This is a genomic window from Oceaniferula marina (genome assembly GCF_013391475.1).
GTDB classification, from domain to species: Bacteria; Verrucomicrobiota; Verrucomicrobiia; order Verrucomicrobiales; family Akkermansiaceae; genus Oceaniferula; species Oceaniferula marina.
Window position 1 is genome coordinate 36285 of sequence record NZ_JACBAZ010000010.1, and the last position, 23891, is coordinate 60175.

13 protein-coding genes and 1 tRNA gene are annotated in these 23891 nt (G+C 50.1%); 4 read left to right on the plus strand and 10 right to left on the minus strand.

The genetic code is table 11. The annotated features are described in order from the left end of the window. Positions 1 to 496: 496 nt before the first annotated feature. Positions 497 to 3616, plus strand: a complete 3120-nt coding sequence (locus HW115_RS17090; RefSeq protein WP_227021620.1) for a carbohydrate-binding protein — start codon at positions 497 to 499, stop codon at positions 3614 to 3616. A gap of 17 nt (positions 3617 to 3633) precedes the next feature. Here the strand turns inward: HW115_RS17090 and HW115_RS17095 are convergent, their stop codons facing one another. The 4 genes from HW115_RS17095 to HW115_RS17110 form a co-directional block, all read right to left on the minus strand. Then, entirely contained in the window at positions 3634 to 5079 is a 1446-nt protein-coding gene (locus HW115_RS17095; protein WP_178934210.1) for a FecR domain-containing protein, read from the minus strand. Positions 5080 to 5108: 29 nt separating this feature from the next. Next, on the minus strand, positions 5109 to 5648 hold the full coding sequence (locus HW115_RS17100) for a sigma-70 family RNA polymerase sigma factor (protein ID WP_343219713.1): 540 nt from the start codon (positions 5646 to 5648) through the stop codon (positions 5109 to 5111). Between the two features lie 124 nt (positions 5649 to 5772). Continuing rightward, a complete protein-coding gene (locus HW115_RS17105; RefSeq protein ID WP_178934221.1) occupies positions 5773 to 7647 on the minus strand; it encodes a hypothetical protein in 1875 nt (624 codons plus the stop codon). 41 nt (positions 7648 to 7688) lie between these two features. After that, positions 7689 to 9956, minus strand: a complete 2268-nt coding sequence (locus tag HW115_RS17110; protein ID WP_178934227.1) for a discoidin domain-containing protein — start codon at positions 9954 to 9956, stop codon at positions 7689 to 7691. A 368-nt stretch (positions 9957 to 10324) separates the two neighbouring features. Here HW115_RS17110 and HW115_RS17115 point away from each other — a divergent pair, with 368 nt between their 5' ends. From HW115_RS17115 to HW115_RS17125, 3 genes are all read left to right on the plus strand, one after another. After that, entirely contained in the window at positions 10325 to 13330 is a 3006-nt protein-coding gene (locus tag HW115_RS17115; protein WP_178934237.1) for a right-handed parallel beta-helix repeat-containing protein, read from the plus strand. Between the two features lie 41 nt (positions 13331 to 13371). Then, a complete protein-coding gene (locus tag HW115_RS17120) occupies positions 13372 to 15441 on the plus strand; it encodes a right-handed parallel beta-helix repeat-containing protein (protein WP_178934241.1) in 2070 nt (689 codons plus the stop codon). A gap of 594 nt (positions 15442 to 16035) precedes the next feature. Beyond that, a complete protein-coding gene (locus HW115_RS17125; RefSeq protein ID WP_178934247.1) occupies positions 16036 to 17910 on the plus strand; it encodes an esterase/lipase family protein in 1875 nt (624 codons plus the stop codon). Between the two features lie 389 nt (positions 17911 to 18299). Here HW115_RS17125 and HW115_RS17130 read toward each other — a convergent pair whose 3' ends face one another. The 6 genes from HW115_RS17130 to thiE all read right to left on the minus strand — a co-directional run bounded on the left by HW115_RS17130 (position 18300) and on the right by thiE (position 23429). Further along, positions 18300 to 19253 (minus strand): aldo/keto reductase, encoded by a 954-nt coding sequence (locus HW115_RS17130; protein ID WP_178934252.1) that lies wholly within the window; start codon positions 19251 to 19253, stop codon positions 18300 to 18302. Positions 19254 to 19465: 212 nt separating this feature from the next. After that, a tRNA-Ser gene (locus HW115_RS17135) sits at positions 19466 to 19557 on the minus strand. 136 nt (positions 19558 to 19693) lie between these two features. Next, entirely contained in the window at positions 19694 to 20353 is a 660-nt protein-coding gene (locus HW115_RS17140) for a PEP-CTERM sorting domain-containing protein (protein WP_178934255.1), read from the minus strand. A gap of 29 nt (positions 20354 to 20382) precedes the next feature. Next, positions 20383 to 21390, minus strand: a complete 1008-nt coding sequence (locus tag HW115_RS17145) for a hypothetical protein (protein ID WP_178934257.1) — start codon at positions 21388 to 21390, stop codon at positions 20383 to 20385. Positions 21391 to 21710: 320 nt separating this feature from the next. Continuing rightward, positions 21711 to 22628, minus strand: coding sequence for a PfkB family carbohydrate kinase (locus tag HW115_RS17150; protein WP_178934259.1), 918 nt, complete (start codon positions 22626 to 22628; stop codon positions 21711 to 21713). A 141-nt stretch (positions 22629 to 22769) separates the two neighbouring features. Further along, a complete protein-coding gene (thiE, locus tag HW115_RS17155) occupies positions 22770 to 23429 on the minus strand; it encodes a thiamine phosphate synthase (RefSeq protein ID WP_178934261.1) in 660 nt (219 codons plus the stop codon). Between the last annotated feature and the right edge of the window lie 462 nt (positions 23430 to 23891).

Below are 23891 nucleotides of genomic sequence, written 5' to 3' on the forward strand. Positions count from 1 at the left end.
ATTTCTTACGTCGAGAGATCTTACCATTTCAGCCAGGCCTTTGTTCTGCAAGTACCTGCCTTTAGGCTGACCGCTACCGCCCACCTGTGTGGGCTATGATTACACATAATTTATGAAGCTATCGATCACAGTGGCCGCCATGTCTCTTTTGACCGTTCGTTTTGCCTCAGCTTGGTCTCGTCAGTCTGGAAGGGATGGTGAACGCTTCGTTTAAGGATCATGCCGGCATACCAAGTGGCAAGTGGCAAGAGGCAAGTGGCAAGTGGCTGGCCTACTTCATTTGCTGCTGGCATGCACGCGGCTGTTGAGTCGGCCCTCCAATTTAATGCGGCAGCGGAAGGGTCAACTACTTGAGCTTATGGAACGCAACAACATATCTGGTTCAGCGACTGAGGGGGGTGATGGACATCAGCATATCATGAGTTTGCCAGACTATTTACAAACGGAGGGTCTCTAATGAGAACCCTAACAATCAACCTACAAAGAAACTGAAATAATGACAACGATTGCAAGCACACTGTTGCTGAGTATGTTCGTGGTTGCACCATGGGCAATGGCTTCTGAGATCCATGTTTCTCCAACTGGAGATGACAGCAACCAGGGTGGAGCTGAAGCGATGCTCCGGACGATCAGCGAGGCGTCGCAGCGAGCGCAACCCGGAGATGTTATCACGGTGCATGGCGGGGTATACCGGGAGAGGATTGCACCGCCACGGGGCGGAACCAGCGCAGATGAGCGGATTGTTTATCGGGCGGCCCCCGGGGAAGAAGTGGTGATCAAGGGATCGGAGCCCGTGAGCGGCTGGACGCATGTTTCCGATGATACCTGGAGCGTGACCTTACCTAACCATTTTTTCGGCGAATTGAACCCGTTCAATAACGTAATCATTGGTGATTGGTTCACGAATAAAAACCGGACTCATCATACGGGTGCAGTTTATCTCAACGGACACTGGCTCACTGAAACGACAAGCAGACAAAATGTCTTGCAGCCAGCTGGCAGCAGTCCGCTCTGGTTTGCCGAAGTTGAGGGTGGCGGATATTTGATGAACCTCAACTGGTTTCAGCCCTATGCCGGCGAACAACCCGGTGTGGAGGTTGATGCGTTTTCCTTTGACCATGACCTCGGTATTGTAGGAGCTCCTGCCTCCGAAGGCGGTGACTGCCTTGGTTTTGTTGAAGACGGTGATTGGGCGCGTTATGAGCAAATTGATTTCGGTGTCAACGCCGACAGCATCCGGTTTCGTATATCATCGGCGCAAGCCGGTTGCATTGAGATCCGCCTTGATTCCCGTGATGGTCAGGTTCTTGGAACTTGCCAGGTTCCCGCCACCGGCGGGTTCACCAAGTGGCAGACACTGACCGCTGCAATTACTCCTACGAGTGGGTTGCAGAAAGTATGTTTGGTCTTCCGTTCCGAAAACTGGGAGACCGCTACAACCACTATCTGGGCCCAGTTCCCGGGAGTTAACCCCAATAAAGAAACCGTGGAGGTCAACAGCCGCCAAACCGTCTTTTATCCTAAAGAAACCGGCATCAACTACATCACCGTGCAGGGCTTCATTCTTGAACAAGCCGCTACCCCATGGGCACCACCGTCCGCCGAGCAAATAGCTCTGATTGGCCCGAACTGGAGCAAAGGCTGGATCATCAAAGACAACACCATCCGCTATTCAACCTGTGCCGGACTCTCCATCGGCAAATACGGCGACCGATGGGACAACCGCTGCACCCAGTCAGGGAACTACGCACAAAATTTTGTCGGCTATATATCCCGCTGCATTGACTCCGGTTGGAGCAAAGACACCATCGGAGGTCACCTCATTGAAAACAACCACATCTACCACTGTGAACAAGTTGGGATTGTCGGTTGCATGGGCGGGGTATTCTGTACCATCCGGGGAAACCTCATCCATGACATCTACCAGCGTAGATTGTTTGCCGGAGCGGAGATGGCCTGCATCAAACTACACGGATCCATCGACAGCGTCATTGCCAATAATCACATCTTCGGCGGCAACTTCGGGCTGTGGCTGGATTGGATGACGCAAGGGACTCGCGTCACGAAAAACATCCTCCGTCAAAATGACACCGACTTGTTTTTAGAGGTCAATCACGGGCCAGCACTCATTGACCACAACTTCTTTTTATCACCCAAATCAGTCTACGATCGATCCGAAGCGATGGCCTACACCCATAACGTGATCGCGGGGACGTTTCGTTTCCAACCGGATACGAATAGACAAACCCCTTACTTCTTGCCGCATTCCACATCGCTTGAAGCCTACGTCAACATTCCAGGTGGAGATGACCGTTTCTACAATAATATTTTCATTGGGCCATCGGCAAGCCTTAGCCCATATAATGTGACGGCAAAACCCGTATCCATGGGTGGCAATGTCTTCCTCAATGGAGCCGTTGCCTCATCCATAGAAGACAATCCTCTCATCCAAGCCGATGTAAACCCGAATGTTCAAATCACGGCCCAAGACGATGGCTACTACATTACAATGGCAGTGGACTTAGCGTGGGTTACCCAGCGAAACCGAGCACTCATCACTTCAGAGTTGCTTGGACAAGGAGCCTTGACCAAACAACGCTTCGACCAATTCGATGGATCGAATTACCGACTCGACACCGATTTCCCAGGCAAACCGAGAGACACAGCCAATCCTTCTCCTGGAGCTTTTGCCATTTCAGAAAGTGGGAAAGTAAAAATCAAAGTATCCTCCCTGCTTGCTCCTGAAGATGCCCCCAAACCTCCAACCCTCCCCCCGGGACACCCTCAGACTCTATTTCACGAGGACTTCGATGATGGGAGTCCCGAACCCCATTTCTATGAGGGTGATGGCTACGGTTCCCCCTCCACTTCGTTCACAGACTCTTTTACGATCACCTCCCAAGAAAGTAGTCGAATCTACCTTGGCAGCTACAAAACCAATTTTCACGAACAAAGCTTTGTTTTTGAAGCTTCTGTGAGCATTCCCAACACGACAAGCCCGTGGTCTGCAACGTTTTTCGGCATGGGAACCCCCCAAGCCCTAAGCAGCTATTATGGTGAACCAATAACAGGAAGCCATGCTCTCCTGGTCTTGCGCAATGACGCCAACAGAATTGAAAGCCGTAAAAACAGCACATCTGCCAATCAAATTAACTCAGTCGGTAACCTAGCAGGCAACACTCACCGACTAAGAATGATCTGGGACAAAAACAGCCATGACGCCACCTTTGAAATCGACCTTCTCCATGACGGCTCGATCGATGAGTCCTTTACTCTCAACTTTGAAGACGACGGATTCAATGACAGCCATACCCAATTGATTCTGGGAGGAGGCAACGGCCTTATCTTTGACAACATCACCGTCACACAATTCAAACTCCCTTTCAAAATATCAGGAATCTCGCATAACGGTTCATCCATACAACTGGACCTTGACGGACTTGACACGGACAAAACCTATATCCTAACGCGTTCAAGCGATCTTCAAGATGGGTTTCCTGTCACCATCGGCCCTCCGTTCACTCCAGACCAACCTTACACGTCGATTAACGATCTCTCACCTCCTGCAAGCTATCCGTTTTTTTATCGGGTCGAAGAAGTCCTCACTGAATTGTAAGGACAACATCAAGGGTCTCATTGTTCTTCCAATGTCAACCCGTTGATAAGCGTCCAGTCGATCTTCTGATCTGTCGGTCGATGCAACCACCCCCAATCGAGCATCAGAACCGGGCCGTAACGAGGATGATCCAAGGGCTGTATCCCTTCAAACAGGACATATTTTTTACCTTTCGAATTTTGAACCTCCGTCCGTGCCCTACTCGTCATACGTATATCCGTATCATGGTAACCTGCATCTTTGCGATCATCTGGAAGGGAGGTCGTGGTTGAAAAAACTTTGAGCTTATATTTCACATCTGGCTTCAGTCCTGTCAAAACGATCTGCGAATAAATGTTTTCATGCCCTTCTCCAACTTTTTTCATATGGATATAGTCATCCAGCAAAGGGTCACCTAACCTCAAAGATGGCTGATGCTGGGAAAAGCTGCTGTAGTTGCTCGCTTTTTTACTGGGGATGAGAATCACCCCCACAGATGATAATTCACCCCGAGAGTTCTTCAGCTCGACAAGCGGCCATTGCTTTTTACTGAAAGGCGTCCTTCCCCATTCTTTTCTGGGCCATTTTTCGGCCGTTACAAGTTGATTCCAATACACCTCTCCCCTTCTCGTCCGGTGATTCCGAGTAGGCGAAGCAAAGTCGATGTTGACCACCTCACTAGCTGTTGTAAAGGGACCAGCATTCAGCGGAATTTTTCGATAACTCCCGTCATCTGAAAAAGCGACACCTTCAGGCTCAGCCAGAGCCAATACCTTCTTGTGTTCATGACGGATATTCACCTCACCCTCGACAAGGTGAACTTCAATGGGTTGCGAGGGTTGGGCAAGCACTCCGAATTGGGTCCCCACATCATCGATATCAAACCCACGGCAAGAAATCCGAATACTCTCCTCTCCCCCAGACGATGATTTGGCCCAGACTTCGCCGTAGTCCACATCAATGTGATCAAAAGAAGAAATTTGCAAAGACGCAGGGGAATAGACATACAGCTTTGTCTGATTCGGCAAGGTCACAACGAATTCACCCGTTTCCAACAACACCTTCGAATTTTCTGTTATCATTCTCTGATTGGCATGCTCTTTTCCTTGCTCAATCGTACACACGCCCCCCTCTGACAAGGTATACACCGCATAACGCGCCTCATCGACAAAGAAGATAAAACGAGCAAACAAGGAAAAGACAACGAGAGCCGCAGCCGCACAGATCAGGCTGATAACTGTTCTCTTGTTACGCTTCTGAGCGCTACCCATCACAGTCGTAAGATGACTCTGTTTCACGCCCCCACCAGCTTCCTGCTCAAGTGCCAGAGTCAAATTGACATGTTGCCAATAAGCTTGCCGCACCTCCGGTGATTCCCGCATCAACACATAAAATGCATCCCTTTGCTTATCCGTCGCTATGCACTCGTGAACGTCCTCAATCAACCTGTGAATATCTTGATCTGTATACTTATTCGACTCCATCGTTCCTTGAGCTTACTGTTGTTCTATGCTTAATTCTGCGCCCTACGTTTACCCATACACCGTCGCAATACCGAACGTATACGGTGCAATGACACCCGCAGGCTGTTGGGGTTACGCTTAATCTTTTCCGACAGTTTCCCCACACTCATCGAACGAGCGTAGCGCTGCAAAATGAGTAGCCGATCTTCATCCTTGAGTGCGCTAAGGCACGGTTTCAAATGAGCATACCTTTGATCCAAGCCTTCATTCGTAATTTCAACGGTGGATTCTTCCAAGAGCATAATCAAAAAATCCTCAGGATAAGCAAACTCTTTGGAACGGCGAACATCCCTCCAATAACGAAGCACCTCATAACGAATAATCGTATGAATCCATGCCTGAAAATTGGTTCCCGGGGAGTATGATTTACGCTTCTTCCATGCCACTAGATTCACTTCCTGAATCACATCATCAGCATCTCTCACACCGGGAAGCAACGCGATCACTCGCCCCCTTATGACGCTTTGCGAGCCTTCAAGCAGCTCAACAAACCCAGTCTGATTTAAATGATCTCTCCCTCCAACGCTCACATCAGATGGAGGCTATATCACACGAAATCACCCATCAAACTAAAAAACATGCTTTTAAAAGCGGCAACTCAAGTGAATCCAGCCTTCGATCCTATATCAAAACAGCTTCTGCAACAAACACATCCTACCAATTGTCAACCGGAGGAGGAGGGAGGCAGGGAATGGCTTTAATGGTGCCGGAACTTTCCGTCCCACCCACAGGTGAAACCTTACACACAACCACCAGTTGGGCGTCGGGATGTTTTGTCTTCCAGGATGTCAGGTCGACCCTTCCCGTATAGGATGGAGAATCTTTGTCTAATGATTGATTCGGTTCCAATGAGGCAACCAGATGCTCTTGATCATAGATCTTCACGGACGAGATTAGCAGACCGTGTTTAGCCCCCTTGCCGAGTTTAAATTCGATGTCATACGGCTCTGCCGTATAAAAGGCCTTCGCCGTATCCAAATCGATTTTCCAAATGGTTTCACCATCCTGCAAATGCCGTCCCTGCCACCCATAGGTAAAACTGACAGGGCCGACTCCCGCTTTCCAAGCCAGCAAACCACGAGCTCCTATCCCCCTGCGGGTTTGAGGAAACTCCTTCACTAGTTGATTGAGAACATCCCATTGCAAACGGCTGACATTCTCATTCTTGGATTTTTGACAAATGCCATATTTCCGAACAAGCAAGGTTTCTCGCATGGATGCCGACAGCGACTTGGTCAATTCAAAATCGATCACGGCCAATGCCCGAGCCTCGTTCCCCTTGGACAACAAGGCTTTGATCTCGGAATCCACCAACTTCAAATCGTAAAAATACTTCGTCGAAACCGCATGGTTCGCCGGAAGTTCCATCTTCTTGATTTCCTCAAATACCGGCGCGTAGCTTCTCCAATTTCCCTTGGTCGCATAGGCCTGACAACCGATAGCTTCCAAACCTTGCACCAACAGCTGCGCTCGCTCCCCTCCCGTCTTTTGACGAGCAAGCTCCCACACCCGATCCCGGGCGATCCGCTTTTCTCTTGCAGTCCTCACAAAGGCAGCAAGCTCATCTACAGAATCCCCCTTACGCAACCCGTCTTTCATTGCAATAAAACGCCCCTGAGCATCCATAACAAGTAAGGCAGGATAATTTTTTGTCGATGCCGCCAGCCCCTTGTTTTCAGATAGAATCTTATAAACTCCATAAATCCGTTTCGTCTCGGCCATCAGTTTTTGCGCTCTCCGAGAACTCGCTGACAACTCTCGCAGCGCAAGGCGGGTTCCGATCTGGCACCAAGGTTTCCCTTTAAAATCGACCTCCACCGTCAGTGTTGTCTTAGGGGGAATGGGATTTTCAGTCATCATGAATACATGCATATCCTTCCCCTGCTGGGAGATAAAATGGTGATACCCCCCGGAACCATCGAAAGCTAACAAAAGTCGGTCCATTGCCAAATTCGAGCTTGCAGCTTGTATCGGAAGCTCCTTCTCACCTTGTTTGATTCGCAAACCTGAAAGTGCGTATTTCGCATCCGGCTGTCGCGCATCTTTCAAAAGGCTGAGGTAAATGCCAGAGCTTGGAGCATTCCCAGTGGTCCACTGGATCGTGGCCGTTGCTCGTCTTGGCTTTTTCGCCAAATTAATCCCCCAGCTATCATCATCCAACTTGGAATAGCTCGTTCCAGGCATCGTTACCGAAGTCAGGGGTGACATTTCCGGAAGGTCTTGAAAACACTCCTCGAGCATGTTGGCGTCATGATCAGGATGCATCCCATCTACATGGTCAATGGCCGTCATCACCACTCCCGGCCCGACAGCCTCAGCCAAATCCCCGGAATCCCACCATTGTTTCTTCATACTTAAACCAAGACGGTTCCAGTTACTACCATACAGATAACAACAAATATCCTGATTACCTTTACTCGCAAGGGCTTGCGCATGCTTGTAACTGGAAGCGATTGTCTGAGCTTCAACAGACAAGGCACTCACAAAAAGGAGCGGCAGTATCAACACTTTATCAAAAAAAGTTTTCATAAAAATAAACAGTTCAAATCAAATGAGTCATCGATGGGGAATTAATAATTACTTGCTCCGTAGACAATCAGCTGCCTGAGCACCAATTGCTTTTTGGTGGATTTATCAGGACTGGGAGATTCAATGCGCACATACTTTGCCTGAATATCTTTCCCAGTTAGATCCACCCGGTGAGAAGCCATCGCCTTGTCAGAGCGATAAACCATTTTCCACTTCTTACGATCGTCCGACACCGAAACCACAACCGGGTTCATTCGCTCGATCCATGTCTTGGATTCATATCCAGAAGTGATCACAAGACCGGAGATTCGACAGGCACCTGGCAAGGCAAGGTCGATCGTGGGATTACTCGTCGATCCCGTCTGACACGTCCCACCTCCATGGGTCCCGTTGAGAATGCTGGCATACGAGATCACGCGGTTGCTCTTACCCACGGTGGAAGGCCAAAGCATCGCGTCTGAGGAAATAATCTTTCCTGGGAACGGGTCATGTTTTGGGCACTTATTGAGCCAACGGCCAAGCCCCCGGTGCTTGGGGTCCTTGAGATCCAACATATTGCCAACCACCTTCATATTGTTTTTATAGCCCTCATAATCCCTACGCTTCAGGCTGTCCTCAATGCTGGAAACCACAACCTTAAGCAACTCATTGCCTTGATCGCCGTCCGAGCTCGCATAGTGCTCCAATGTCTTTTGATAGCGTGATGCAAAACCCTTACTCGAAGAAAAACGCTTTCGCATACTATCAAAGACAGTCAAAAAATCCCTATTCTTCTTTTGCTCCATCGAAAGTTTCAAAAGCATTTGATACAAAAGGAACACACTTTCATTTTCTCCGTCCACAAACTTCTCATACACCTTCACATCCGTTGCAAAATTCTGATGTGTCCTGGTTTCCTTAAGCTGGTAAATGCTATTCTGGATATACTTTACCATCTGCACACGTTGCTTCACGGGAGTTTCCTTTTTAAAATGTTTAAAGCAAAAGCGTCCATTCAGGTAAACAATCACATCTGGAAAGCGAACAAATGCCTTCATCACACCCTTGGCATAGGTCTTCCATACTTCGTCATCATCCAGCCCCTGCTTTTCTAACCATGCAGCGTAGTCGATCCAAACGCCCAGATTCAGTGGATTAGCTCGAAGTGATTGTTCATAACAACGTTTCGCATACGAGGGGTTGGTCACAACCCGGCTCAACCACAGGTAGTGGTATCCCTTTCTCAGAGGAACCTTGGAGGCATAGGCCGCCTCCATCAGATGTAGATCGGAATAAACAAAAGGACGCCAAAAACAACCGTGCGGCCTGGTGTGTCCAGTGACACTATAGGCCGTCCTCCAGTTATCTCTTTTGGTTCGAATCACATACGCACAGTGGCCAGGTTCGCCAGCCGTGTATGAAGGATACCCATGCACCTTGGTCGAATGGGAGCCATAAGTGGAACAAGACCCACACACGCCACCAACCAAGGCTCTCCCTTCCAACCGCTGGGTGGCCCAGTCCCAAGGGGTATAGTAGCCTCTGGCATGAATCGAGGTCCCGAAGTCATTATACTTTCGGTAAGCAACAGCCCAGCAAGCCCCGAAGTAAGTGTTCGCCTTATTGTTACGTTCGTTGATGATGTAATCCCAGTCTTGTTGTGGAATCTGCGCAATGACGTGCCTTAACTCCCAAGGCTCCAACTCGTCGAACCCCCACTGTAGCAACTCATCCTGATGAGCCTTTCGGTAGTTCCGAAACGCGTGCACCACATCATAATCCGATCGACCAATCAAGGCACAAGCTGCCGCCAACTTCCGATACAAGGGTGTATCAATCGACTTGCGTTCATAACGCCACACCGTGTGTAAATATCCAAGGGTTTTTCCCGGATCGGCAACAGGCCCTGAACATAACAAATCCTGAATCCATTCTGGATTGGCTAACAGTTCGGTCATAAAGAGATCCCCTTTGTCTTTATCCCGGATCACAGCAGCGTCATCGCTGACTCTCAACAATTCATGCTGTGCACATAAAACAAGCAACTCATCCGAGAGATCGTCCAACTCCCCTTCGGCAAGCTTCAGCTTAATTTCATGATGCAATCGCTGCCTCAAAGTGTGATACTTTCCAGCACGCATCAAACCAAGGCTTACCGGATCCATTTGTCCTCGGGATAACGCTCCAGGAACCGGGCTCATCCTGCGCTTATCATCCCCCTCCTTCCGCGAATCATCAGCATGGATCGGGCCACATACCGAAGTGAGCAACAACACAGGCAATACCCCTCTGGCCAAGAGAAAAAAGAAAAGCTTAGGAAGTGGTTTCATCGCAAACATACAATCAATTATTAAGAGCCATCACAGAAGGCCCAATGTCTTATCCCTGACCGGCAAAGATACTCGTCGAGTAGCTCCCCAGACAGGATGCATCATCATACGCCAATCGTGGACTCTTCGTTTCACGATCTTGCCGAAAGAGACAACACAATCCAAACCCAATTCATATATGAACAAGGCAGCAAATAGCCACAACAAAAAGACACAATTACGAGACGATAAGACAAGAATAAGGGCCATGCCATGGCGTATATAGAGGCACTATGCGTAAAAGCTTCCGAGTTATCTCGCCCGCGCCCCTAACACAGAATGTATTCTCGATCCTAAGACCGTCCCCTCGCACACTCGCTAGCTCAGCTTTGGTTCTCAGCTTATGTCTCTCCGCTGCAGCCAAGGAAGTGTATGTTTCGCCGACGGGCGACGACCTCAACACGGGGACCCATACCGAGCCATTGAAGACACTACACGCGGCACGTGACCATGTCCGAAAATCACGTAAAACGAGCAGTGGAAAGAAAACACCAAATCCTGCAACGATCTACCTTCTCCCTGGGGATTACTACCTCCACGAAACCCTGCGCTTCGATGAAAGGGACTCGATGCTCACCATCAAACCAGCCAACAAACAGCATCAGACCGCGACGCTTCACGGCGGAGTAAAAGTCACGGGATGGACTCGGTGGAAAGGCGACATCTTCCGAGCCAAATCACCAGTCACCGACGGGTTTCGCCGGCTGATTGTCAATGGCATAGGAGCAGTCCAAGCGCGGCATCCCAACGTTGGCGACGGATTTGGGGGAGGCCTCAAGCGGGTGAACAATACGACCATTGCCGTTCCCGCGGCTTGGAAGGAATATGATTATTCGCGAGCCCAGGTCTTTGGCTGGCTCGGGCCCAACTGGTTTTCTGAAGTTCGATCTGCCCAAGCATTCGACAAAACCCGCCTGCAGCTAAAAATCTCGTCGGGTTCAAAAATGTACCGCGGAATCAATCACCGCATTTATATTCAAGGCGTCCCGGAATTACTGGATGAGCCAGGAGAATGGTGCCATAGCCCCAAAGATGGATATATCTATTATTGGCCTACTGACAAAGAAGACCCGAACACAAAAATCGTGGTAGCAACCACCAGAGAGCGAATTCTGGATATTCGGGGAAGTTCACCTAAAAAAACCATCCATGATTTTGCGCTCGAGAACCTTCATTTTGCCGGATCGAATTTTTCAGACGAATGGTGGATCTTTGACCGAAAAAAAGTCCCCAACGGAGCCATGCCCGAAGCTCTGCAAGAAGGCTTGATCTACGGTGAAAACATCCGGGGGCTATCCGTCAAACACTGTAAAATAACCGGAGCAGGTCATAGTGCCATCTATTTGAACAAATGGGCTCAAAACTGCCATGTCTATGGATGTTGGATCCAGGATGCCGGATTTGCAGGGGTCTATATGAACGGTTACAGCATCGGGCGAGGGCCTTTCAAATCAGCGAAGGAGTCCTACATCAACAAAGGTCATCGCATTGAAAACAACTTCATTTATGACTGCGGAAAATTCATTGGTTCAGGATGTGGCATCCAGTTTTACCAAAGTGGGGACAATCAGGTTCTGCACAACCGGATTTCCTATATGCCTCGGTACGGAATCTCCTATAAAGGCAACCGCTTTGGTGTCATCCCGGAGCAAGTCTACGGAGAGAAAAAGACCTTCGAGAATCACTGGGATTTTGTGCACTCACGAAACAATCGCATCGCCTACAACGACATCTCCAATGTCTGCCTGGACAGTTTCGATTTCGGGGGTATCGAGGCTTGGGGGCCTGGACGCGACAATGTGTGGGAATACAATGCCATCCATGACATCGCGCAGGCCGTCAAGTGGGACGGCTGGGCACATGGTCTATTCACGGATGATGCCTGCCACTACCACACCCTCAGAGGCAACATCATCTACGCCCTGCATGGAGGAAAGCTGACTGGAGCCGTTATGGTGAAGTCATGCTATCAAACCGTCGAAAACAATATCATCGCCGCCTCCGACATAGGCAGGGCCTTCTCACTGACCCCCTACCTTGAACCCGCTGTCAACATGGTGGTCAGAAACAACATTGTCGATGGCCCCACCCGTAGCCTGCACGATTATCGACCCGCGAGCTTCAAGCAAATGCACACGGTCAAAGACCCTACAGGCTCGATGGATGCGTATCTCAAAAACCAGCCCGTCTATAAGGAAGTAGACAGACAAATCGTTTGGCCCGCCCCCAAGAACCTCAAAGAGCTACAGGCTGTGGGCTGGGAAAAAAACATCATCGTAGCAGATCCGGGGTTTCAAACGCGCCCTGCATTCTCAGCTTTGAGTCACTCGAGTTTTGCTCTCGATTCAAATTCAGCGGCCGTAAAAGCCGGGTTTAAGCCCATCCCCGTCGATCAAATCGGACTACGTTCCGATTTCTCCTTTGACCGCACACAGATGGAACGCATCGAACCCAACACAAAAATGCAGGCTGAAAATGCGACACGCATCTTCAAGGTCCGCCCTGTTGCCAGTCACTACGTCACCCCAACTCAACCAGACGCATGGATCAAGTTTGCCAACGTTGACTTCAAAGATGGCAGCATCACCAAGTGTTCGATTGGCTGGGTGAAGGATAAAAACACAAAAGACAAACCGCAGGACGATTTTTCAACATGTATCCGTCGATGGGAGCTTGCGGGGCCGTTCACCGAAAAAGGAAAAACGGCAGAACAACTCTTTGATATTGCCTTTGCGCCCGAACAGAACAAACAGCCGAAATGGAATTCGATCACCGGAGGTGAAATCAACAGAGGTGGAGAATCCCGTCCTCCCGGATGGCTTGATTTCCTTCAGCTATTTGAAGGGAAATACGAGCATGCCGTTGCGTATGTAAAAACCGAAATACCATCAGACAAAGCCCGCAAGGTCAGACTGAACCTCGGATCCGACGACGGCGTCAAAGTCTGGGTGAATGGAAAACTCGTCATCTCTCATATGTGTAAACGTGGGATGCGCCTGGGTGATGAATCAGTGGTCCTCGATTTGCAGAAAGGACAAAACACCATTCTGATGAAGATTATTCAAGCCACTCAAAACTGGATGGCCTGCGCCGAAATCCTCGACCTCGAAACCGGTGAACCATACCCCAACAAATCAACATCTGAACAGACTCACCTATCCAATAAAAAATCCTCCCTCGAGATTCGTGCGGGATCACCATCCGGCCCCATTCTTGCGGTCGCCACGAACGACCAAACCAGCGCTCCCCTACTCAAAAAACTGAAAGGCACCCATGACCTGTTTGTCGTCTTCAAAGAAAAAGTGCCACTGAGCTGGATTCGTATGGATAAATAGCCCCGCACACTAACAAAATCTTCCAGATTAACTAACAACTCATGACAATCTCACAACAGCTCCGAAGACGAGCACTTCATTATCTGACCATCCCATGCATCATCGGAGGCCAAAGCCATGCAGAAACCAAAGTGTATGTTTCGCCTCAGGGAAACGACCTTGCAGAAGGCAGCATCGAACAACCACTGGCATCGCTCGGCAAAGCCAGAGACCTGGTGCGTAAAAAACGGAACAACGATCCATCGAGTGCTCCAGCAACAATTATTCTACGTGGCGGTTCCTACAGCTTGAATGAAACGCTGCGGCTGGAACCTCAGGATTCGAATACCACCTGGCGTGCACATAACGATGAAACCCCTGTCATCTCAGGAGGGGCGATCATCAAAGGCTGGACAAAAATGAACCAGGATCTCCCGGAAATTTCAGAGCAAGCCAAAGGCAGGATCTGGAAAGCCCGGATCCAACCAGGTTGGCGATTTCACTACTTGTTTGTCGATGGTCAGCGTGCTCAGAGATCCATGTCGACTGATGCATTCTGGCGGAAGTGGCCCAAAGACCACACCATTGGCAAGCCGGATACCAAAGGACAATTGGTGACGTTTAAAAATAAAAATCAACTCAGTCACCTACCATCCAACGGTGATGCCGAATTTGTATGCATCATCGCACAGTATGGAGTCATGGGCAACGGGGTGGTGACGGATGTCAATCCAGAGAAAGGAACAATTCGCTGGAACAGCAAACTACTCAACCTGAGAAACTCCCGACATGGTGGTGAGCGGGGATACCGCTTTGAAAATGCGCTCTGCCTGATTGACCAACCCGGCGAATGGGCGGTCGACTCCGAACAGGGGGTCGTTTACTACTGGCCGAACAAGGGTGAAGACCTCAACAGCGCTCAGGTCATCGCCCCCCGCCTCAACCGCCTCGTCCACATTCAGGGGCAAGAAGACCAACAATCACTGGTTCATAAGGTAAACTTCAAGGGAATCACCTTTGCCTACACCGACCGACTTCCCGAAAACCAATGGCCCGACCATTGGCTATGCAGACAGTGGGAAAATGTCGATGCCTCTCTCTACTTCAGTGGCACCGAAGACTGCTCGGTCCGACATTGCAGGATCCTCCATAGCGGAAGTTATGGGATCACCATCAACCATCACGGACAAGGTAACGCCATCGAGCATTCTGAAATCGGATACACCGGCAGCGGTGGCATTTTTCTCGAGGGCTATGGCCCGGGTAATCTGGATGTAAACAAACACAATCACATTGCCTATAACTACATTCACGACCATGGCCTAGGCAACTACTGGCACTCCCCCAGCATCCAGATCTATCAAAGCGGACATAATACGATTCATCACAACTTGCTACAACGCTCTGCCTATAGCTCCATCTCCATGGTGGGCATGCATTACAAATACATGTCCGACAAAAAACTGTTCTTCCCAGGCACCCGTGATGGTCAATGGCACGCATGGAATTATTTCTGCGCCCGCCCGCAGGACTTCCCGAAAGAAATCCAAGAAGGGGTCAAAAATGGAACGTACCGTTTCAACCGGGAGACCATGAAACCCTACATGCACAGCCGCAATAACCTCATTGAGAAGAACGTGATTTCCGAGCCTCACTCAAAGCTCAACGAAGGTGGCGCTCTCTACGCCTGGTGCACGGGTAAGGACAACGTGTGGCGTAAGAATGTCATTTTTAAATCACGCTCGATGCCCGGCTCATCGATTCTCGCCTTGGATGACATTGCTGAGTATTTCACCATCGAAGACAATGTATTCTGGATCAACGGCAAAATTCTCGACGGAGTTGGGGCTCGAGGCACCGAACGAGGAAATACGGCCTCCGGAAACATCCGGGTCAACTTCCGCAAAGACCATCAGGCGAGACGCAGAGGAAACCTGAACAAATGGTGGGTCAATGTGAGTGACCGGGCCCCCTTGGACAAGCTTCTAAATGAAATCCGCACCGAGGTAAGCTCAAAGGGAGGGTGGCCGACGCTACCCGAAATTGGCATCCCATCCGAAGGCGAGACCATCACCAAATACGGCGAGGAAATCACACAGCCGAAAGGCTCGCATGTCACCATCGAAGAATAATCTCGAGATCACGGCTCTGAATAAAAAGATGAGCCCTATACCAATGAGGAAAGTAACTGGTAGTATTTTGAGTTGGTATTCGGCCTAATACCAAGTAGTAAAACAGACGGGACGATAGCCGAGATGAATGAGTTCTTTGGTAAGGCTCGACGAAGGAATGGTGCGGGCACCATGACTAAGGAGAAACAAAGCCAAAGGAGTCATTCATCCGGAACTCTCATGGATCACGCAGTGCTTTTCCAAATACCTCAACAACGATCAATCGTCTCGTCTGTTTTGCGGAGTGGTATAACATGGCGTGTTATCGGCAGGACGAACACACCAAACCCTAACAGCCTGAGACCCTGAGACACTGACAGGGTTCACATGATTGAAGAGGATTTACAGGATTTTTTTAGAAGGTAGCGATAGGTTTTGGCCACACCTTGATCTTTGAAAATTAAAAATCCTGACCATCCTGTCAGCGCCGCGGGCATCACCGGGATAATCTCCCTGTCGAAGGAGCCCTGTCCCCCCCCTTGCAATTTATGCAACTTGTAAGGACCTGTCCGTGGTGTTAATGTTGCGGCTCAAAGGATCCGGCAGCCTCGCCCTATGACGACACATCTCACTCCAGGTCTCAAGCCAAGACTCTCCAATAAGAGACATTCCAATAAGAGAAACACCAATGCGTGTGGGTTTGCTCTCTGGAGCCTTGCCCTCATCTCGCTCTGCCTGAGTTCCTGCATCCCAGCGCCCTACTTCAAGCCTCAGGCCGTGCACCTCTCCTATCAAGATGCCCCCGCAAGCATCCTCAAACATGCTTGGATCTCCCGGGAATCAAAAAAATTGCTGCGGCAGATGGAGCGGAACAAGATCAGTTCGCCAAGCAGCATCGGCCAACGTATTGCCCTTGCAGAACAAGCCATCGCCCAAACCAAATCCCGAAAACACAAGGGGAAACCCTCCGCCATCCCTTACTACCTGCAGGCAACGGAAACACTCTGGCCTGTGGTTCGCGATCACCCACATCCCGCCAATACTCCCGTTAAAAGCCCCGTTAATCATCAAGGTCAACTCACCCTGGCGCATCAACTCTATGCCCACGCTGCAGCGCATGCCACAGCAAGGGTCATCAACCACTACCCGATCCACGACAAGCAACAAAGTCTGACCATTGAAGGCCAAACAATTCACATCCATTGCGAAAACAAACAGAGTATCCACCCATCCTTTTTCGACCGCATTGATCCGTCAGATACTTACCGATATGGAAACCTCGGGGGAACACATTACAGGACAAAGGGCCTGGGAGCGGCCGCTGTCGGCTACCGGCAACAAGCACCGACAAACCACCCCACTGCACTGACGCCCTCACTCGACGGCATGTCTCTTCCGATTAACATCATCATTGACTATCCTCAAGACGGGAAGCCGCGACTTACCATCACCAATTTACTCAAGACCATACACACCCGGATCACTGGCAGTCCTCGGCAGCTTGAAACTGACTTTTCAGCTCCGATCGCAGCCACCGCAGCCACCCAATCGATCACAGCCGGGATCGCCTTTGCCCTTTCTCCGGACAAACATGGCAAGGAAGCCGGGCTATACAGCCTCTCTCCCTACGACCCAGATAAAATACCACTCATCTTTGTCCACGGACTGATCTCACAACCTGTCACCTGGACACGGGCAAGCAACTTTCTCATGGGAGATCCCATCCTTCGACAAACCTATCAATTCTACTATTACTACTATCCCACTGGGCAGACCCCGATCATTTCGGGAGCTCAACTCCGCCAAACGCTGATCAAGTTCTATCAGGATCACCCGGACAATCCCAATATGCAGCGCACGGTTCTGGTAGGACATAGCATGGGGGGGCTACTGAGCTCAATTCAAAGCCGAACTTTCAATCAGAAGCTGTGGGGACAGCTCTTCGTCAACGCCCCTCAAGAACGTGGCCCCAACTCCATCTATCCGCATGTTTCCATCCTCTTTGAGCACCCCACACTTCATCAAATCGAACGAACCGTCTTTATCGCAACCCCACACCGCGGCAGTTCGCTGGCAAACAACTGGGTCGGAAGGCTCGGTGCTGCATTCGTCAAGCTCCCCCAAAGTGTCAATAGCCTCCAAATCCACACCATCACTGACAACATGACCCATCTGGGTCGCTCCATTTTCCCCAGCAAAGGAAGCCCCAACTCCATCACCCAACTCAAGGCAAACACCCCGTCGTTACAGATCCTCAACCAACAACCGTTCAACAAGCGTGTCCAGTATCACTCCATCATCGGTGACCGTGGCCGCCGCGGCGACCCGAAACAAAGTTCGGATGGTGTGGTTGCCTACTGGAGTTCACATATCGAGGGAGCCAGCTCCGAAAAAATCATTCCAGCCAACCACGAAACCCACCTCCATCCCGAGGCTCATCGTGAACTGGCACGCATCCTCCACCTGCATGCAGCGGCAGAAAAAAATTGACGGGACGACAGCCGAGATGAATGAGTTCTTTGGTAAGGCGCGACGAAGGAATGGTGCGGGCACCATGACTCAAACCATCCTCCCAGTTAAATTGGCAGAATGGTTTGCGTTTAGGATGATGAGTCAGTCAGCAAGCTGAATGGCAAGGGGGCACTGAATCTTTTAGATTTTACCGTTGTTGCGCGTCGGTTGCATAGCCCGCTATGCGCCTTCCTTGCGCCTAGTTAAAATCGAAAACCTTCAGTGCCATTCAGCCAATTTAACTGATCAAAATGTATAAGGAGAAACAAAACCAAAGGAGTCATTCCTCCGGAACGCTCATGGGTCACGCGTGCTTTTCCACATACCTCAACAACGATCAATCGTCTCGTCTGTTTTGCGGAGTGGTATTATTCATCCCACAGGCTTTGCAGCGTAAACGGACTTCCCTCCAAACACCAAAAAGCCCCGTCGACATAACGCCTCTTGCGGTCGAGCCCGGCGATTTGATTCATCTCCTCATCAGTTAGTTGAATATCTGCAGCCGCAAGGTTCTGAGCTTGCCTCTCTGGATTTGTCGATTTGGGAATCACCGATGTCCCACGGTTTACAGCCCAAGCCAGCATGATTTGCGCGGAAGAAACACCATGGACTTCAGCAATCTTTTGAATCGTTGTATCCTGAAGTAAAACAGGCTCATTTTCAGCCTTGAGAAACTCAGGACGGTCTGGTGAGCCCAGCGGAGAATATGCGGTCAGGGCAATCCCGTGTTGTTGGCAAAACGAAAGCATTTCGGGTTGCTGCATGTACGGGTGCAGCTCGATCTGATTCATCTCCGGTTTGATTCTGGCGGAAGCATACAATGCCGCCAATTTCTTCTGGCTGAAATTGCAGACGCCGATGTGTCGAACCAATCCAGCATCAACCAAGTCCTCCATACCCTTCCAGGTCGCGGCCAAACTCGCCGGATCCGGTGCTTGCACTTCACTCCCGGACTCGGGGAAAAAGATATCGGAGGCGAAACTCACCGGCCAATGCATCAGATAGAGGTCCAGATAATCAAGCTGCAGATCCGCCAAGGTTTTTTCCAAGGCTACTCTCACCTGCCCCTCAGCATGCGCATTGTTCCACAACTTGGAAGTTACCCAAAGCTCTTCCCGGGGAATCGATCCAGTGGAAATCATCCCATTGAATGCCGCACCGATCTCCTCCTCGTTTTCGTATGCCGACGCGCAATCAATATGACGGTAGCCCAGAGACACCGCATCTTGAACCGCCTGACCCACTTCGCCAGGTGCCGATTTCCACGTGCCCAAACCTAAGACCGGCATGCGGTCTCCATTTTCAAAATTATGATACTTCATGATGATGTTCTCTTCGGTCCAATGACTACTGATAGATACGATCAAGTACAGCCCCATCTGTCAAACCTACTGCGGTAAAGATCTGCTGTCATCCTCCGGACGAGCAATCAAAAAAACAGGCGCGTGCCTCACGCGCCGGAGGCACGCAAACTTCGTTCTCACCCACTCCTTAAAAGCCATGACCCCCGTCCAGAAAAACTGGACGAGGGTCATGGCGGAGGGAGTGGGATTCGAACCCACGGTGATATCACTACCACACTCGATTTCGAGTCGAGCGCCTTAAACCGAACTCAGCCATCCCTCCAGAATGGCCTCCGCTGTGCGGCGACGCGCCATAGCTATGTCCAGAGCCTCGAAATGTCAAAGCCCGAAACATAAAAAAATCGGGATTGGCCAAAACGGCCAACCCCGAAAAATTCAATCAACAATAAACGAGCCCCTTAGCGACGGCGACGCAGCACAAAGGCAAACGCACCTAAACCAAGCAAGGCTGTGGATGTCGGTTCTGGAACTGGAATAGTAACCAAGTTATATGCAGCATTATTACCCGCTCCAAAATCATAATTAAAATTACCATGCTCACCAATTACTACAGACCCAGTAGAAGCAGCCCCCTCGGCAACAACAGCATCTGTGTTATTACCCGGATCTTCAAGAAATAGACCTGTTCCGTTAACATCTCCATGGTAGTAGACAAAAAATTGGTCTGATAGACTTAAATCACTACCATTACCAATAACTGTATATATAGGTTGGCCTGCCAAAGAAGATGTATCACCAGCATCTTCGAATGAAGCCGACCATACACCATCAAATCCTGCAGCCCCCATAGTTCCTGATGATAACTCATCAAATGCCGAAGCCATAGCAGTGCCATCAGTCAAAGCTTGAATATCAGCTATTGACATAGAACCAAACGAACCGATAGCAACAAAACCAGAGCCATCTGCAATAACATTGCCTGCATTATCGACAATAGCGCTTGTAGTAGCATCATAATCTACATAATTCGTTCCATTAATCGAAATCGCAGCATTTCCAACTACTGTCGAAGCTACTAGAAACGAGGACAGAGCCAGCGTATAATTAATACTTTTCATATTGATCTGTGTTTTTAACATAAACAGAATTAGAGATTTTCGTAGCCTGATGGAGGCAAAAGCTTGAGGTTAAACTCTCTTGTTCCATAACGGTTAATGATAAATGCACTAGGAAGCTCCACCGATGACTGGTCTGTATTGCCGGCTCCAACTTTTCTCCAACCGACACCAAAAATGCCTCCCGTTGAATAAAAATAAGTTTCAAATCCACCGTCGGGCTTACGCAACATGACCTGATCAGCCTTAGCAAACGATGTGGCCCCAGTCAAAACTTGACTCATTCCACTAGATTCAAAAGTGCTCCCAACAGGGTATACTCCACTGATGAAGTTGAACTTTTCCGTGATCGCAGCAGACGTCTGAACCGTCCTTACTGTCCCTGTTAAAACCAAACTCAGATCTACATCCCCCTCTCGGTAAATGTAAAAACTATCCGTTAAAATAAGAGGTTCATTCGCAAAATCTTCGTTTCCAGCCCCAACCTTACGCCAACCTAATCCAAAAAGTCCACCTGTGCAGTAGTAGTAGGTGTCAAAACCGCCCGGTTTTCTCAAATATATCTTATCCGCATTAGCAAATGAAGACGCTCCATGCAAGCCAGCAGAATTATCTGCTCCGAAAACATCTGAGAGAGTCATTGCAGCTCTCATTTGATATTTGTCCCCAACAGCGAGACCGTCTGCTGCTAAATTTCCGGACGTAGTGAGAGCATTTCCGCTCCAAACTGTTACTTCTTCAATGGCTCCATTGAGCTCAGCATCTGCAGCATCTGTAATTTCCAGAATATAGGTTTTTCCTGCGGTCAATGCTGTTCCAAAATCTACATTGGTATCAGTCAGCGTAGCTCCCGATACTCCTGTAAAGCTTCCTGCGACTGAAATCGACTCATGCAGAGTCAATCCGATCAGGTTAAACTGGCCCGCTTTCAGGGTGTGGGTGACGAAACCGGAAGGCTTGGTGTAAGCCGTGGTTTGGGCGAAAAGCCCGGATGTTCCAAGCAGCATCGCTGCCATGGTAATAATCGTGGTGTTTTTCATGTACTTGTCTAGGTTGTTGATTGAATGCGACAGGACGAAACCTCGCTGCCTGTCTCCCCCGCTGCACCCGATCCAGAGCCTCACTCTAATGATAAAAATAGAGATCACCCCAAAAAGCACGCAATGAGTAGACAGCCTAAGCTGTCGATTGGAGATAAACTGCCTATGCCCCAAGCTGATGTCAACTTAGAAAGTCAGAAAAAATCAGTGCTTCAGAGGGGCGAAATCAATGAAAATAAGGGGCATACGGGGCTTTCCCCCTATTTTTTATTACGCATCCATTACGCACCACAGAGCATCCCGGGTTCGCTCACTGAAACTCACTCCCAGTGGCTGATGGCCCTCAGCCCGTCGAGTCGCTCCTGGATTTGCGACTCCGTCACGGTTTCGAGTCGGCGGGTCGAGAAATCCTGACAAGTGAAACTGGCAACGACGGATCCCTGGACAACGGCATCCCGGATCTGGTCAAAGCTGAAGCTTGAGCCCCCCAGTGATGCCAGATAACCGGCCATGGCACCGAGGAAAGTGTCCCCGGCCCCCGTAGGATCAACAATTTCGCGCAATGGCCAGGCATGAAAACGGAAAATGGCATCATCCGGACCAAAAAGAATCGCTCCAAATTCGCCCAGTTTGATCACGACGTAGCGCGGCCCCTTGGCCAACAACTTTTCGCCGGCAACAATCAAATTGCTATCACCCGCCAGTTCGCGCGCTTCGGACTCATTAATCACGAGGAGGTCAATCCTTTGCAGCACTTCATGCAAGCGCTCATTGGCAATTTCGATCCAAAGGTCCATGGTGTCAGCCACCACAAAGGCGTGCTCCGCTGCACACTGGTCGAGCATTTGGATTTGGTTGTCCGGCGACATATTGGCTGGAACCACGATCCGAGCATCTGCAATTGCGCCAGGGACCTTGACATCCCAGCTTTCGAGCACATTGAGTCCCACCCGGTGCGTGGTCCGCTCGTTCATGTTCTCATGATATTCTCCGGTCCAGGTAAAGGAGGCCCCCTCGGAACGTTCCACTCCGGTCAGCGTCACACCGTGCCCCTCGAGCATAGCAAGATGATGTTCGGGAAAATCGTGCCCAACCACTCCGACCAGATGCACTGGTGAAGTGTAATAGGTGGCGGCAAGCGCGGCGTAGGCAGCGGAGCCTCCAAGCAGGTTTTCAGCTTCTGCGGAAGGTGTGGAAATATGGTCGATGGCGATGGTACCGCCGATTAAAATAGACATAGGAAATGAGGAATAATGGGTTCAGAATTAGCAGGTTAAAAACAGAAATGGGATGAGCGCTATCCTAGCGGTAGGGAGGATTGGCCCCCAATCCTCCGCTCGTGGTCACTCTTTATGGGGTTTCATGGGATTGACGGCAGCTCAGGCTGGCAACTTAAGGCGAAGCTCACGTGTCGCAGCAGCCACATCAGCAGCTTGGAGCAGCGCGGAGACTATGACCACGCGTCGGGCACCGGAAGCAAGCACCAATTCAAGATTTTCCGCTTTGACTCCACCGATACAGAATACGGGAATCCGCGAACCGACCGATTGCTCGACCCGGTCAATGTCCAGCAGGCCAATGCCCGGACGCCCTTGCTTGGTAGGCGTGGGAAACAAGGGACCAAAACCGATGTAATCAAAGCCCTCATCCAGAGCGGCGGCAGCCTGCTCAGGAGAATGGGTCGAACGCCCCACCAGCATCTCCTCTCCGACAATCGCCCGAACACCGTCCAGGGAGCCATCATCTTGCCCGATATGCAGTGCATCCGCCCCTACTTCGACGGCTACATCCGGAAAATCGTTGATCACCAGAGGCACCCCGTGATCGCGACACATGGCAGGCAGGTCAGGGGCCACGGAATGCAACAGGTGAAGCACGCCAGCAGCATCGTATCCCTTGGCCCGAAGCTGCAATATATCGACCCCGCCACGCAGCAGGTCTTTGGCTACGGCTTCAAGGCGGGGTTCATCAACATATCCGGTATCGAGGATACCGTAGAGTCTTGCGTTTTGTAATGCATCCTTCACGGCCCAAGCCATGCAATGAAACCTCCCAACATTCAAGTATCAAGCGCATCATCGTCACCTCCAACAGCATACACTCCCGTAGGACAGGTTTCCCAACCTGTCGACAACCCAAGGTCTTCACCCAACGATCACACATCCCCAGAACCGCCGGCAGATTAAAAATCCGCCCTACTTTCCGTCCAGCAGCATACACTCCCCGTAGGACAGGTTTCCCAACCTGTCGACAACCCAAGCCCCTCACCCAACGCTCACACATCCCCAGAACCGCCGGCAGATTAAAAATCCGCCCTACTTTCCTTCCAACAGCATAGACTACCCGTAGGACAGGTTTCCCAACCAATAGTGTTCGGCATGCTCTGATGGCGGTATGTGACAAAAGTGTCACTTGTACATTTTAACATATTTTGCTTTAATCCTTCGCGTGGAACCGGGAAGGAAAGCCAAGCCTGATATTAGTCAGAATCAACTCCAGAG